This window comes from Tolypothrix sp. PCC 7601, assembly GCF_025677855.1.
Taxonomy (GTDB): domain Bacteria; phylum Cyanobacteriota; class Cyanobacteriia; order Cyanobacteriales; family Nostocaceae; genus Aulosira; species Aulosira diplosiphon.
The window spans coordinates 7,106,009-7,122,005 of record NZ_CP064879.1 but is presented as its reverse complement, the minus strand read 5'-3'; the positions used below and the strand labels follow the sequence as shown (position 1 = coordinate 7,122,005).

6 protein-coding genes are annotated in these 15,997 nt (G+C 41.2%); all 6 read left to right on the top strand.

What is annotated here, in order from left to right; all coding sequences use genetic code 11:
• Nucleotides 1–2 precede the first annotated feature (2 nt).
• The 6 genes from HG267_RS28870 to HG267_RS28845 all read left to right on the top strand — a co-directional run bounded on the left by HG267_RS28870 (nucleotide 3) and on the right by HG267_RS28845 (nucleotide 15,957).
• On the top strand, nucleotides 3–305 hold the full coding sequence (locus tag HG267_RS28870) for a PAAR domain-containing protein (RefSeq protein ID WP_045871002.1): 303 nt from the start codon (nucleotides 3–5) through the stop codon (nucleotides 303–305).
• 1 nt (nucleotide 306) lies between these two features.
• Nucleotides 307–732 (top strand): GPW/gp25 family protein, encoded by a 426-nt coding sequence (locus tag HG267_RS28865; protein WP_045871003.1) that lies wholly within the window; start codon nucleotides 307–309, stop codon nucleotides 730–732.
• Between the two features lie 313 nt (nucleotides 733–1,045).
• Entirely contained in the window at nucleotides 1,046–4,738 is a 3,693-nt protein-coding gene (locus HG267_RS28860; protein ID WP_045871004.1) for a hypothetical protein, read from the top strand.
• Nucleotides 4,739–5,221: 483 nt separating this feature from the next.
• Nucleotides 5,222–5,710, top strand: a complete 489-nt coding sequence (locus HG267_RS28855; protein WP_045871005.1) for a carbohydrate-binding protein — start codon at nucleotides 5,222–5,224, stop codon at nucleotides 5,708–5,710.
• Nucleotides 5,711–5,879: 169 nt separating this feature from the next.
• Nucleotides 5,880–9,911: a hypothetical protein gene (locus HG267_RS28850; protein ID WP_045871006.1), complete on the top strand. Its 4,032-nt coding sequence runs from the start codon at nucleotides 5,880–5,882 to the stop codon at nucleotides 9,909–9,911.
• Between the two features lie 148 nt (nucleotides 9,912–10,059).
• Nucleotides 10,060–15,957, top strand: coding sequence for a hypothetical protein (locus HG267_RS28845; protein ID WP_045871007.1), 5,898 nt, complete (start codon nucleotides 10,060–10,062; stop codon nucleotides 15,955–15,957).
• The last annotated feature ends 40 nt before the right edge of the window (nucleotides 15,958–15,997 follow it).

Below are 15,997 nucleotides of genomic sequence, written 5' to 3'. Positions count from 1 at the left end.
ATATGGGAAAACCAGCTGCGCGAATTACTGATATGCATGTTTGTCCGATGCAAACTCCAGGAATACCCCCGATTCCTCATGTGGGTGGCCCTGTAATTGGCCCTGGACAACCGAATGTCTTAATCGGTGGATTACCTGCTGCTGTATTGGGTGATACCTGTACCTGCGTTGGGCCACCAGACGCTATTGTTATGGGTTCAGCAACTGTGCTGATTGGGGGGAAACCTGCGGCGCGCTTGGGCGACACTACAGCACATGGCGGCTCGATTGTCTTAGGAAATTTTACTGTATTAATCGGAGGCTGAGATGGATGAAAACGATAATGCTTTTCTGGGGACAGGTTGGGGGTTTCCGCCGCAATTTAATAAAGTGTCTCGCAGTGTCAGGCTTGTCAGTGCTGAGGAAGATATTAACGAAAGTCTCAAAATTCTCCTGACAACTAGTTTGGGTGAACGGGTGATGCAGCCTACCTATGGCTGTAACCTAGAAGATTTACTGTTTGAGCCTCTGAGTCCAACTGTAGCTAGCAATATTAAAGAATTAGTCAGGATTGCCATTGTTTATCATGAGCCTCGCATCCGCTTAGAACGCTTGGATCTCAACCTTGATGATCAGTTACAAGGGGTCATCAATATCACAGTGGATTACATAATTATTACTACTAATTCTCGTTTCAATTTCGTTTATCCTTTCTATTTACAAGAAGGCGTTGGTTCGTTAGCAATTATTTAATTAGGTCGTTCTTTGTTCTTTGTCATTTGTCATTGGTAATAGTTTTAAGCCTGTTTATATTTTGTAATCTAGTTTGCTTGATTTCCACCGAGTTACTTAATTCGTAGAAAAATAGGAAAATCATATAAAATATTGAACTTGTTAAATGTTATACCAAATCAAAAAATGTTTGCGACGCATCAATATATTCCAGAGGGCACGGCGTGCCGTGCCCCTACCATCTGTCGCATTCTTTTTTCAAATTGGTATTAAATCCAAATAATTAATTACGAACTACGAACTACGAATTACGAACTACGAACTACGAATTATCATGAAAATCCGCCCAGAAAAACTTAAAAATCCACTAATTCGCGATGGGGTAAGCCAGCGTCAGCGACAGGTTCCGGCTTTATCGCCTGATTTTGTGAAGGTGGATGAAAATGACTTGGGCGATTTTCTGGTATTTGCCTATCGTTTCAGTGAGCAGGTTATTTATTACAATGATAAAAACGACCCTGAGGGGAATTGGCAAGCCTTCTTTACTGGCAATACTCCCGTACAAATTGCACTGATTAGTAAAACCCGCCCGCAAAAAATCAAAGACCAATATAGCCAGCATTTGCGAGAGTTCCTTTCTGAGTTATCAACTGAAAGCGGGCAATCAAGTAAGAAATTTGAAAAGTTTGCTGATTTATTAACTACATGGATTGAAATCCTTAATCAAATATATAATTGGTATATAAGTTTAGAATCTTATACACCTCTACAAGCTGTAATTAGAGGATTGGTAAAAACTAATCTTCGTGAGCCTATATTGCGGATTTGGGCTTTTGAACAAGCTTATATAGCTGCTACTAAAGAAGTAGCAAAATCAGGTAATATTTATACAAAATTTAATGAAGAATTTAAGTTAAATATCACTACTCCAGTAGCCGATCGCACTCCTTTTAATGCAAATCCTGTACAAGTGCGAGATGAACTAGACGCTGTATTTCAAATTTTATTTCAAAACTACTATCAAATTATTCAACAGGCTCCGCAGTATTTAGAAAAAAGTCTGCAAGCTAGACAGGATCATCAACCATATTTAGCCCTTTATTTGGCTTTTTTGGAAGTGATGAAACCTGCACGAGATGACCTGAATTTGATGACGCAGCGACATCTCGACTTCTTTTATCGTCAAGTATTGCGTTTGCGCGATCGCCCAGCCCAACCAGACCACGCCCACCTCATTTTTGAACTGATCAAGTCTCAAACTGAATTTGCGCTACCTGCTGGGACTCGTTTCAAGGCTGGTAAAGATGCTACTGGTAAGGATTTATTCTATAGCCTTGATGCAGATATCGTTATTCATAAAGCCCAGATTACCAGCCTCAAAGGTTTATTTTTAGACTTACAAGCAGTTAATCCTAGCGAAAAACCTCCGCGCAATCCTGGTTTATTCTCCTCCCCAGTGGCGAACTCGTTTGATGGATTGGGAGGAGATTTTCCCAAGGAACAAATCATCAAAACCTGGCTTCCTTTTGGGAATGACAAACGCCAAGCAACAAATTTAGGTTTAGCGATCGCATCTGATGTTTTATTGTTACAAGAAAGTGAACGGGTGATTCAGTTCACCTTTTCTCTGAGTGGTTTGGGGACAGTACTTCCAGAAAATAAACTGCATGAAGTCTTTGAAGTTTATCTCAGTGGTGAAAAAGAGTGGATCAAAGCCGACATTTTAAAATCAGGTGTGTCTATAACTGGAGGTGGTAAAGAAAAAACTGGCTGGAATAATTCGGAACTTTCTTTAGTAGTTGTATTAGCGGCTGAGATTGACCCCGTTTTACCTTACCTTCCAGAGAAGCCAATTCCCTATAACCCTGATGTTCCTAACTTCCCTCTCAAACTCCAGCAAGCCTCACCAGTAGCGCGTATAGAATTAAAAACTCAGGTTTTAGTCGATAATTTGCCAGCATATCATTATTTCCGTACTGCCAAGCTAGAAAAGGTCACCATTACCACGCGGGTGAAAGAAGTTCGCAATTTGGTTGTGCAGAATGATTTGGGTGTATTAGATGCTACCAAACCTTTCCAGCCTTTTGGCCCCAGACCAGCAGTAGGCTCAAAATTTTATGTTGGGAGTCGAGAAATTTTTCTGAAAAATCTCTCGGATTTGCAAATCAATATTAAATGGGAAAAATTACCCGCCTCTCTGAAAGACCATTATCGCGGCTACTATCTTGACGGCGAACCTTCACAACCTGATTTTGACAATTTTTCTGCACAATTAGCGCGATTGACTAAACGCACTTGGTCAGAAGAAGGTTTGAGCAATCCTTACGAACTTTTGACCTCAGGCGATCGCACTCTTGTTAACGCCCAAGCAACGCCGCTACAGGGTGAGGAAATTGATAATTTCACCAGCTTGAACAATCAAACAACTGGTGGTTTTTTGAGTTTCAGCCTCAATCAAGACTTTTTGCATGAAGAGTTTGTGACGAAATATGCAATTCAGACATTAGCTGCAGCTAAAGATTTTGCAGATGGAAAATATGTTAATGATGCTGTCTATGAGGACAAAGACAACAAGCTAACACGATGGCTTCCAGGGGTGAATTTACCTAAAAATACCGTAGCACCCATTACCCTCAACCAACCTTACACACCGACTATTCAATCGCTTTATCTCAAATACACCGCAGTTGCGACAACACAGGATTGTACAATTTTCCATCTTTACCCATTTGGCGGGTTTGAGCATTTGGAGGCGAAACAACCAGACTTTTTACCACAGTTTACCAATGAAGGGGAATTACTAATTGGATTAGAAAACCTCGAACCGCCTACAGCATTACCTTTACTCTTCCAAGTAGCGGAAGCCAGCGCTGATACAGCGTTAAAAAAAGCTGATGTGAAATGGTTTTATTTAAAAGATAATTCTTGGGAATCTTTGAGCGATCGCATTGTCAGCGACAATACCAACGGTTTAATTGCCTCTGGTATTATCCATCTGGGGATTCCTGCAGATATTAGCAAAGCCAAAACCACAATTCTCGATCCTAACTTGTATTGGCTAAAGGTGACTGTACCTGCGCGCAGTGGTGCTATCTGTCAAATCTTCGGTGTCCACACCCAAGCTGCAAGGGTGAGTTTCACAGATGAAGGTAACGATCCCAACCATTTAGCCAATCCCTTACCTGCTGGTACTATTGCCAAACAGGTTAACCCCAACCCAGAAGTCAAAACCATAGAGCAGCTCTATGACTCCTTTGGTGGGAAGATTAAAGAGCAGCCAACTGATTTTTATATCCGCATTAGTGAACATCTACGCCACAAAGGCCGGGCTGTTACCATCTTTGACTATGAAAGGCTTGTACTAGAAAAGTTTCCCGAAATTTATAAAGTTCGCTGCATCAATCACGGAGAAGTTAATCTACAAAACGGCAAGTTACAGGAATTAACACCAGGATCGGTAACTTTAGCTGTCATTCCCAACTTGGCATTGATGGGTATTACTAATGAATTAGAACCCAAAGTTAACATTAACCTGCTACAGCAAATTGAGAAATATATAGCTAGTATCAGTTCTCCTTGGGCTGCAATACAGGTAGTAAATCCAGCCTACGAACATATTCAGGTGGAATTTCAGGTGAAATTTAAATCTCCCTATTCCGCCAACTTTGGCTACTATAGCCGCCAATTAGAACAAGCTATTACTTATTTTCTTGCCCCTTGGACAATGGATACTCAGGCGGAAATTCAGTTTGGCGGAAAACTCTACCGTTCAGCAATTGTCAACTTTATCGAAAAACAGGAATACATAGACTATGTTGTGGATTTTAAAATGCACCAAGACACCCAGCGAGATATTCGAGAAGCGATCGCCTCTACTGCGCGATCGGTTTTAACTTCAGTCTCGTTAAAAACTAGCGCTCAAAGTCACATTATCCAAGAATTTCAAGAAAAAACAGTTGTACCTAATCAAAAAATTGAGTCTGGTGTTCTAGGTTATGAATCGTTAGAAGATTTGGAATTGTTATGAATTCTAGGTGTAAATAAAGATTTACAAGTTTAATTTTTGTCACAAATTAGGGTTTATAGATGTTAATTTTTTATGAAAATATTCATTTACGCATGATTTTGTATAAATCTTAAATAGCAGCGTGTTTTGTACCATTAATTTTGAGGTTAAAAAATGAACCGCAAAGGTACGAAGTACGCAAAGGAAGAAGAATTAAGGGTAATACCAATTCTTGATGAGGCTGCATAGAATTCGATCCCCCCTAGCCCCCCTTAATAAGGGGGGAACTAGAAAAAATCTATCAAAGTCCCCCTTTTTAAGGGGGATTTAGGGGGATCTAGATATGTGCAACTCCACATTAAATTCGGAATAATTTACTAAGCATGATTAATAATACAGGTGACCTCATTATTAATTCTTCTTATTTTCTCTCTTTGCGCTCTTCGTGCCTTCGCGGTTCGTTAATTTCTACCAACACTACAATAAATTGCAGGATTCTCACTCATGTTTACCGTCTCCAATGATGCCAATATTTTAAGAAGCCGCAACGAACTTAAAAGTTTATTCAAAAACAAAAGTCGCCTCTCCGAAGACCACTTTAAAGACTTGATTACCTCCATGCTCAACAAACATGACGATCAATTTCATGGATTGTGGCAGGAGGGCAGAACCTATCGCAAAGGCGATGTCGTCTATTACCAAGGCGTACTGTGGGAAATGCAATTAGAAACAGAAATTTGCGCCCATGAAGATGAAGCACCAGGCAAAGGTAACCAATGGAAATCACTAGTCAAAGAATTAGAAAAGAAAGTCAATCAACTGCAACATGATTTAACAGAACTGAGTAAAGCCTTTGCTGAATATCAAGAGCAAATGAAAATCCGGTTGCACCAATTTCTCAGATATATTACATTGCTCACCTTGGGATTAGCAATTACCTTTGTTTGGTTATTTATTGGCTCTACTCATCATATTGTTACAGGGACGAATTGAGCAAAGTTTGTCATGCTACTATCAAAATCATCAGAAGTGTTGTTGATGGTTGTTATCTTCCTCAATCAGTTAAATAAAACTAATTAAATCATCGCTTTTCTATTTCTTATCTACATGAATAAATTTTGAATTGACTTTGTTCTTTATATTCTAAACACACCTGAATTCCATGCTGGAATACCCAAGCATATCGAAAAGTCAGCCTCAATTTCCCCCATATTTGAATTTTCAAACCTTGCGGGATATCGGGATTCAACACTTACAAAATTTGTCCGGGAAACTTTGGACAGATTATAACCTGCACGATCCAGGTGTAACTATCCTAGAGGTACTATGCTATGCCGTCACCGATTTAGGCTATCGTAATAACTTAGATATCCAAGATTTGTTAGCAAAAGCAAATCCTCAGAGTCCAGAGAACAACTTTTTTACAGTAGATGAAATCCTCACCTGCAATCCAGTCACAGAACTAGATTTATGTAAGCGTCTGATCGATATTCCTGGTGTGCGTAATGCCATGCTGGAGAAAGTCACAACCTATGAACCAGATATTTATGTAGACTTTGCTCAAAGTACTCTGCAATATACTCCACCAGAAGCACAGACAAAAGACACGGCTTTTCGTCTGCATCCCCGTGGGCTTTACACTGTTAATATTGACCTCGACTCTGAATATAGTAAAAACGCCTGTGGACAACTTTACCGTTCTTGGGCGGATGTACTAGATAATGTCAACAGCGTTTTATGTAAATATCGCAACCTCTGCGAAGATATTTATGATGTGGTAATTTTGGGTGAGGAAGAAATTGCCCTCTGTACAGATATTGAATTAGCGGCTAATGCCGATGCTGAGGATGTACTAGTAAATATTTACGTACAAGTACAGTCATTTCTCTCGCCTCATCTACGATTTTATACCCTACAAGAATTACTAGATAAAGGCAAAAGTCCCACCGAAATCTTTGCTGGCAGACCTTCAGCCCTCCACGATCCAACTTACACTAAACCTTACGGTAGTCATGGTTTTATCGATACCGACGAATTAGCAGCCTTGACTCCGCCGAAAATTCTCCATACTTCAGATTTATATCAAGAAATTCTCAAAGTTTCTGGGGTTGCGGCAATTGGTAAACTGAGTATCATCAGTTACATTAACGGTTTACCGCAATCACAGCACCCTTGGTATTTGCAACTCACCGAGAAATACCGTCCGGTGCTGGGGGTGAAATATTCAAAAGTGAGATTGTTTAAGGGTAATCTTCCCATTGAAGTGAATATGGCAGAGGTGCAACGCCGCTACTACGAACAACAAGCGGCACGTATCAAAGCTGTACGCGACGAAAATGAACTAGATTTGATTGTACCGCAAGGCAGTTATTACGACTTAGCCGATTATTATTCCATCCAGCACGATTTTCCTTTAACCTACGGCATTAGTGAAGATGGCTTACCTGACACAGCTACCACATTGAGGAAAGCCCAGGCTCGGCAATTAAAAGGATATTTGGTATTTTTCGATCAGATATTGGCAAATTATTTAGTGCAACTTTCTCATATCCGCGACCTCTTTTCTTGGGAAATAGATGCAGAGGAACCAGAAAACGGCTATGCTACTCGTAAAGCTGATCGCCAGTATACTTATTTCACTCAGAGGTTACAGAATTTTCCAGGGTGGGAAGAAATTCTCGGTGAGGAAAATTATCTTCCTAGCATTGGTGAGGATGTCGATAATTCTACTAGAGAAACCTATCGCGATCGCCGCAACCGTTTTCTCGATCATTTACTAGGGCGTTTTGCTGAATCCTTTACAGATTATGTGTTGCTGAACTACCGCATATTCGAGACTCACGCGGATAAAGTGAAGCATCAAACCGAGATTATGCAGGATAAGGCGCGATTTTTACAAGACTATCCTACTTTAAGCCGCGATCGCTTCCGTGCTTTTCATTATTGCAACTGTCAGGAAGTTTGGGACACCAACAATGTATCGGGTTTTAAAAAGCGGGTTTCTCGGCTGTTGGGGATTGCAGATGTGCGTCGGCGTGACTTCAGTCATTATCGAGTCAAGGAAGCGCCTGTAAGTTATATCTTGGCTGTAAATTCTGGTTTAGAGAATCAGACATTAAAAACTCGGCAAAGCTATCCTAGTCAAGCAGCAGCTGAGGCGGCTAAGGAAGAGTTTTTATCATTTGCTTTACATAATCAATTTTATCAACGCCTTGCTTATAGTTATTTCTATCACTACGGCTGGCAAGTAGTAGATAAAACAGGTAAAAACGTTTTAGTTAAATACGATCGCTATTTTCCCTCAGCAGCTGAAAATCAAGCTCATTTAAAAATTCTCCTAGCAGAATTAGCTGTGCGGCTAGCTGGATTATCGCTGGAAACCCCTACCCAAGTTGCAGATTTTATCAACATCGAATTTGATGGCGAATTATATTACTTTCGCTTAAGCATTCCACCAGTTGCATCTGCATCAGGGGAAACTATTACATTTACAGGGGTGGAACGCTATGTTTCTCGTTCCATAGCCCAAGAAAACGCGATCGCAAGTTTACAGCAAATTAAACAACAACGAAATTACTGTCAAAGTCGCTTGGGTGATGATAATCCCAAAAAATTTACCTACTACAGCTATGCTTTGGTAAATAACACCGGGAAAGTATTATCGGAACGCAATCAACGGTGGTTGAACCCAGAAGAACGGGATTTAGATTTACAAAGCTGGTTCAGTAGCATTCAAGCTAATCAAAATCAATTTAAATTAGCAGTAGAACCCATCGATCAGAACTATCGTTTTGTACTGCAAAATTGTACTGGCAATCAAATTTTACTGCAAAGCTTAAACACTTATCCCACAGTAAATGCCGCTTGGCAAGCTACAGAAGCTTTTGCCGAAAGTCTGCGCTACTTCCGGCGTTATATCAGCCCAGCTAGTCAAAGCTATAGATTAGGGATTAAAGATAAAGATGGCAACCTCATAGCTGTAGCCGATACACAACAGACTCCGGGGGAAATCTTTCAACAACTTAACTCCGTAGAATCGATGTTGCGGATTGAACTGCTACCGGAATCAACTTCTGAATATCGGTGGCAATTGCTACACCAGGGTGAAATATTACTGCAAAGTATCCCCGTATTTGCAGATGAAAAAACAGCCCGCGATCGCTTTTATTATGATGTGCTAGGTAACTTGTTTGAGCCTGGTGCAATATCCCTCACCAACAGCAAAGAAGGTTTCAGCTTTCGCATCCTCAGTCAACCAGGCAATCGCAAAACGGAAATTGCAATTCACCCACATACTTATACCTCAGAATCAGAGCAGGATGCGGCGATTAATCGTCTATTTTTCTTAATTCGCACTGCCCGTTTAACCTGCAACCCAGAAAAACAACAAGCTGCCTTTGTTGGGGAAATTTACGGTGATAATCAGCAAATTATTTTACAAACTGCTCAACGTTATGAAAAAGATACAGATGCTTGGGAACAAGGCAACACTTTAGTAGAACTGGCGCAAGATGAGGAGAATTATCGCCTAATTGACAGTGAAAATGGTGTTTATGGCTGGGAACTAACCAACGAAGGCAAAGACCAAATTCTTGCTAGTCAATATTACAGCAATAAAGACGAGCGCACGAGAGCGATCGCAACCTTGCAAGCACGCAACAATGATGAAGGATTCCATGTATTAGAGCATATTTTATTGCGTCCCCGAACTAAGGCAAATGCTCCCGTTTTAGACGAATTTTTGCAAATTTTGGTGACTCCAGATGATGCTAAAACACAGGCGGGAGAACAACCCCGGTTAACTTGGCAAGATCCTTACTCATTTTGGGTAACTATAGTTTTACCTTACTGGCCAGAACGCTTTCGTAATATTAACTTCCGCCGATTTATTGAACAAACCCTACGCTTAGAAGCACCAGCACACGTCGCCCTAAAAATTGCCTGGTTAGATGTGCAGCAAATGCGAGATTTTGAAGATGCTTATCATCATTGGTTAGAACAATTAGCTTTAGATGCTTGCGATGATGCAGCTTGCGATTTAACTGACGCACTTAATCGGCTGGTGAAAATTTTACACAAACTGCGGAGTGTTTATCCCAAGGGAATTTTGCTCGATTCGCAAGAAAGCGGTGATCAAGAGAATCCGATTGTACTGAATCAGACTGCGCTGGGGATAGCAATTGATAATTCGTAATTCGTAATTCGTAATTCGTAATACCCTGCGGGAAGCCGCTACGCGTCTACGTAATTCGTAATTGCAAGAGTCTAATAACAAATGACAAATGACAAATAACAAATGACAAATAACAAATAACAAATAACAAATAACAACGATTTAACTTATGAACACAATTATTAAAAACATTAGCTACCCGATTTTTACGCCTAACCAGGTGTTAACTAAAGACGATTTAAATCAAGTTGTTAATTATCTTGATGGGCAGAATCGGCTTACCCGTGCCTATTTGATTGGGACAGGGATTGTTTGGGGCATGGATTTGAGCAGTACATTTGATGCTACAAAGGCTCAGATTCAAATCTCGGCCGGATGTGGCATTACTTCGGAAGGGTATCTCATTTCTTTGCCGACAACAATACTCACTCATTATAGAAGTGACCAATTAGTTTCTGAGGTTTTGTTTGCGCCAACTCCCCAGAAAGACGAAGCAGTAAATGCTACGTCACTTAAAAATTACAAAGTTATAGAACTATTTGATCAAAGCGCTGCTAATCTTTTAGCACTCAATCAAGATCCTAATGGGACTCTGCGAAATGAAGCAACATTCAAGGAGTTTTTGAGCAAACACGTACTAGTTGTAGTGTATGAAATTCAAGACGTAGAAACTGACTTTTGCTTACTAGACTTTGATAGATTAAGCAATCAGCGTAATTTTAATTTCCGCTTTTTTCTGCTCCCTCGTTCTCCGCAAGAAAATCAGCCAGATATTATTAGTGCTGATAGCCTATTGCAAACAGGATATCAGTTGGATAAATTGCCAGAACCTTGGCCAGAGTTCGCTAAACAATATGGAACTTCTGCAGTTTTTGAAACCAATAGTCATTTTCTCAAAGAATTTGACGCTGAAATTCAAGAATTTAAAAATTTCGCTCCTAAAATTCAGCGCTTTGGTTATGTGACAGCAGAAAAGAAGGTAGATTTAACTAAAATTAATAGCTATACGAGCTTTCGTCAAAATTATTACTTAGTTTGTACGAATGCGATCGCAGCGATTGATAAAGCTTTCCCAAAACTGTTTCAGTTGTTCTCGCCGTTTTTCTCTTCCTTTAACCCTGCTTCTAATAACGACTTCAGTCAGATTAGACAACGCCTGCAAAAGCTACTAGATAGCATCCAAAACCCAACGGTGTCAGCTACTACAACCGAAGTTCCGGAAGCTCCCTATACACTGCAATATGTTTATGACTACCTCAGCCAACTAGTAGCTGCTTATGATGAATTAGCAGAAGCCGCTTTTGAGTTAATGGATGACTGTACGCCTGATACTCAAAGGTTTCCCAAGTTTTTACTCTTAGGGATAATTCCTCCACCCGAGCAAGACTTACCAGTAGTTGCAGCACCTTCTGCTTATCGTAGCCATTTCAGCCAGCCTCCCATCAACAATGCCGAGCAAAGCCGTGTCAAGCAGGTGCGTTATCTTTATGAACGGCTTCTGAAACTGTGCAAATCAGACAGTTATTACCTGCTACCTTATTACAATACGCCGATTAAAATCACGCCTAGTAAAGACCGTGCGGTAACACTCAGCCAACAGGCGATTCCTTATTACTTCAACTACCCGAACTTGTATCGTTTCTGGAGCTACGATGCTTACCGTAAAGGACGCAGTGAACAGCTACCAGCTTATTTTTCCCCAAAGAATGCTTCGCCACGTGACGAGCTGTTGTATCGCCTAGATGGGTATAATTTTTACCGGATTGAGGGGCATATCGGTAAATCTACTTTTAAAGCACTGAATATAATTCAACAATATCAACAGCAATATAACTTACCCTTTGATGTCATTATCTTAAAATGCGCTTCCTTCCAAAGTTTTCAAGATTTAAATATTTCAGGTCAGATTGATGACTTAGAAATTAAATTTCAGCGAATCAAAGATTGGTTTAGCTCACTTTGGAAAACAAATCAAGACTGGGCGCAAAATGTCTTTTTAAACACACTCAAGCGAGTCTTCTTTAACCAGCCGCGTCTATCTGCGATCGCAGATACTCAGTTAGTAAATCCAATTGTAGAGTTGGCGCAGTCAAAGTCAAACTATGAATTTGTCCCAGAAGCAAATACTAGCAACCAATACCAGCTGTTCCTGAAGAATAATGCCGGCACGCGTATTGCCCGCTACGACTTCCAAAATACAGCTAATCAAAGTATTTCCTTAGACTTTTCCGGACTGACAAACGAGCAGATTACCCAAGAACAGCAGCGAATTGTTCAAGATTTATCCTTTTACCTCAAATCTACAACAATTACTTATAGTCTTGTGGGTCAGTCAGCCGACAACCCAACGAGTTACTACTTGCGGCTATCTGTAATCGACGAACTAGATTTACCCATCAATGCAACTACAACTGCGCCCAGGGGTAAAGCCAAAATAGCGATAATTTCATTGAATTACTTTACTATTACGCTGGAAAATAATTTACCAATCATTAATCAACCAGAGTTTCAAGATTTTCCCACCCTCTATGGCTTACTGCGGGATGTACCTGAAGATTACACTAGACAGCAAAAACTGAATTTTCAGATGGGCGATCGCGCTGCAGCTGATATTTTAAATAATGTTGAACTCCAAGATTTAATACAAAGCTATCGGGAACGACTCAAGCAACTGATGGAGTTGCAGTTGTTCCATAAATTTGCCCAACAGCATCCGGGTATGGAACATTTAGGCGGAGTACCCAAAGGCGGTACATTCGTCCTGGTATATGTAGATGGAGAAGAAGTTAAAGAACTTTTAGCTGCGAACCAAAACCCTGCTATCTATCAATTGCAAACCTTACGGACTGCGGCTATAACCAAAAATGCAGTTTTACCCCCAGCTGCACCAGAAGAAATCATCCCTAGTTGGGAATTACTATTTAAAGAATTCCAAGAACGCAAAGATATTGTCGTCGCAGATTTTTGTCTACCATATCGTTGCAGTAGCGATACTGCTGGAGTCAGTTATATATTAGCTAGACCACGCCCCATCGTCTTATTAACACAAACAGAATTCTGTGAAGGCGATACGACAGAATACGAATTTATTTTAGAACCGGAAGGTGGCACACTCAAGGGCGAAGGAATTTTCTTCAAAGGGCGAAAGCATTACTTTAAACCCAGTAATATCACCCAAGAGATAGATGCAGAAGTTGCGATTACTTTCACCTACGCGGTAGACGATAGCTTCGATACCCTCACCGTTACTATTTACCCCCTACCAAATGCAGACTTCCAGGTAGGTAAAAATGCAAATCAAACCACATTCTGCGCTAATAATGAGCCATTATCCTTAACACCCAAGCAAGCAGGTGGTAGCTTCCGAGTGCTAGTTGGGGAACAGGATATCTCTGCTAATGTACTTGATACCAAATTGCAACCGCCAAGATTACTTGTCAGCAAAGTGCAATTGGGTAATGCCGAACAGCTACAAATCACGATTGAATACACCATTACCAGCGCTCAAAACTGCACCAACCAAGCCAATCAGCAAATCACCATTTTTGCTTTACCAGATGCGCGTTTCCAAATTGGCGAACAATCCAATCAAACCCGCTTCACTACCAACGATCCGCCAGTACGTCTCGTACCTAGATACGAGGGTGGTAGCTTCCGGGTGCTGGTTGGCGAGCATAATATCTCTGCTGACGTGCTAAATATTACATCTAAACCACCAGAGTTTCTTCCCAGTCGGGTAGATTTAGGTGATGCACAACAGTTACAAGTGACGATTGAATACACCATTACCAATAATCATGCTTGCACTAACCAAACCAGTCAACAGGTCACTATTTTCGCCCCACCAGATGCAGACTTCCAAATCGGCGACAATCAAACCGCCTTTACTCCCAACGATCCGCCAGTATCTCTCATACCCAACCAAGGGGGTGGTAACTTCCGAGTACTGGCTGGAGAACAGGATATTTCTGCCAATGTACTGGAAAATGAATCTGAGCGATCGCAATTTCTCCCCAGTGCAGTTAACTTAGGTAATGCCGAACAACTACAGCTAAATATTAGATACTCCATTACCGATGAAAATGGCTTTAGCAACCAGGCACAGCAACAAGTTACTATTTTTGCGCTTCCAGATGCTAGCTTCCAAATTGGCGCACAGTCAAATCAAACCATCTTTGCAATCAACAATCCACCAGTACCCCTCATTCCCAAACTACCAAGTGGTAGCTTCCGCGCACTGGTTGACGGACAAGATATTTCTACTGCTGTACTCGATACTACATCTAATCAATCGCAGTTTACTCCCAGTGCAGTTAACTTAGGTAGTGCCAAACAGCTACAAGTCACCCTGGAATACGCTATTACCGATGAGCAAGGCTTAACTAACCAAGCACAGCAACAAGTTACTATATTTGCTCTCCCAGATGCAGGCTTCCAAATTGGCGAACAGTCAAATCAAACCGTTTTTGCTGTTAATCAGCCACCAGTACCCCTGATAGCTAATCAAGCAGGTGGTGACTTCCGCGTACTCGCTGGGGAACAGGATATCTCTGCTAATTTCCTTAATACCGAAGTTGAACCACCAGAATTTCTTCCCAGTGCGGTAAATTTGGGTAATGCCAAACAGCTACAGGTAATTATTGAATACACCTTTACCGATGGCTATGGCTTTACTAACCAAGTGCAGCAAACAGTAACTATTTTCGCCCCACCAGATGCCGGCTTCCAAATCGGTGAACAGCCAAATCAAACCTCCTTTGCTGCAAATCATCCGCCAGTATCCCTCATACCCGAACTACCAGGTGGTAGCTTCCGTATCCTAGCTAATGGACAGGATATTTCTACTGATGTACTCAATACTCAATCTCAACCACCGCAGTTAATTTTCAGTGCAATCAACTTAGGCAATGCAGAACAGCGAGAAATTACCATCGCATACATTATTACCGATGAAAATGGCTTAACTAACCAAACGCAGCAACAGGTGTCAATTTTAGCCCTGCCAAATGCCAACTTCCAAATTGGTAGTGTGCCTAATAAAACCAACTTCTGCACCAATGATGGGCCGCTATCTTTAACGCCACAGCAAACAGGTGGTAGCTTCCGAGTACTGCTGGGCGGACAAGATATCTCGGCTGCGGCACTGAATACGCAATCTAATCCACCAGAGTTAATTTTAAGTGCAGTCAATCTCGGTAACGCAGAACAATTACAAATTACTGTTGAGTACAGCATTACCAATGACAACGGCATTACTAACAACACTGCTAATGTCCTCACAGTGCATCGTGTTCCAGTAGCTAACTTTCAAGCAGAAATTGCCAGCATCAACGCCCAAGGATTTTCCGTGCGCGTCTTTGATATTCAACCAGCAGAAACATCTTTCAGCTATGTTTGGCGACATCCTGGCGGTACTAAAGACGAAAGCCAGCCCGCCAATAGAGAATTCCTGATTAACTATACTTATGATTTTGACAGTTGGGTTTTTGGCGAGGAAATCAGCATCACCTTGCGAATTGATACACCAGCCGCTTTAGGTGGTTGTAGCAGTGAACCTGTCAACAAACGCATTGCCATTCCTTGCGGTGGCGTGGTGGCATTTAATCTCCTTACCCTCAGTAATAATACAGTTATCAATAGAACCTCGATAAGAAATGAGCAGAATTTTCAGGTATCAGACTTCAACGCCAATAATGAGTACAACATCGAAGCCGTAACTGTACCAGCAAACGGGGAAAATATTGTTTTTACTTATACCGACCCCGCCAACGAAGAGAATGTCCAACCAGCAGGAAATAATAAAATTTACAAGATGCCCGATGGCTGGTACTTAGTAGTTGGTGTTCATAAAATAAAAGCACAAGTTTTCCGCGAAGTTAACGGTCGTCAGGTAGAAGGTATCGCCGCCACTGTAAATATTCGCATTCAGGATAGTAATTCCTTGACAGCAGAAACCCCAAAGCCCCCAGAAACAACTACACTACTCAACCGTCTGCGCCTAATTTTCCCCACAGGCAAAGAAATTAACTTCGGTAAAATCGGTGAGCAAAAATCACAAGGATCGTAGAGACGCGATTCATCGCGTCTCTACAAGAGTAATTTTCTCC

Excerpts from the sequence above, each read along its gene's own strand:
- HG267_RS28845 (WP_045871007.1), top strand. The coding sequence starts at position 10,060 with ATGAACACAATTATTAAAAACATTAGCTACCCGATTTTTACGCCTAAC.
- HG267_RS28855 (WP_045871005.1), top strand. The coding sequence starts at position 5,222 with ATGTTTACCGTCTCCAATGATGCCAATATTTTAAGAAGCCGCAACGAA.
- HG267_RS28860 (WP_045871004.1), top strand. The coding sequence starts at position 1,046 with ATGAAAATCCGCCCAGAAAAACTTAAAAATCCACTAATTCGCGATGGG.
- HG267_RS28865 (WP_045871003.1), top strand. The coding sequence starts at position 307 with ATGGATGAAAACGATAATGCTTTTCTGGGGACAGGTTGGGGGTTTCCG.
- HG267_RS28850 (WP_045871006.1), top strand. The coding sequence starts at position 5,880 with ATGCTGGAATACCCAAGCATATCGAAAAGTCAGCCTCAATTTCCCCCA.
- HG267_RS28870 (WP_045871002.1), top strand. The coding sequence starts at position 3 with ATGGGAAAACCAGCTGCGCGAATTACTGATATGCATGTTTGTCCGATG.